General features: G+C 62.8%; 1 pseudogene. It reads right to left on the bottom strand.

Going from position 1 to position 234, the window contains the following annotated elements:
* Positions 1-152, bottom strand: a pseudogene (locus ACCC94_RS30540) (glycoside hydrolase family 43); the annotation flags it as partial.
* Positions 153-234: the final 82 nt, after the last annotated feature.

Here is a 234-nt window from a genome sequence, read left to right on the forward strand (position 1 = left end):
TACACCTTCTCCGTGATAACGTACTCGGGCACGGCGTCGATAACCAGTTGCACTTCCTGGACCAGCTCGACCTTGACGGCCTGGACCGAGGGCAGGAAGAAGGTCATGTCGACGTCTGCCAGGTCGACCATGTTGAGCAGCTTGCCTCCGGCCGCCACGGCGTGCGTCGAGCGCATGCAGGGGGAATTCGACGACAGCCTGCTCAAGGCTCCGCTCAACGGCCGCGTGCAGTAC

Source organism: Pseudomonas sp. Pseusp97 (assembly GCF_047304025.1).
GTDB lineage: Bacteria > Pseudomonadota > Gammaproteobacteria > Pseudomonadales > Pseudomonadaceae > Pseudomonas.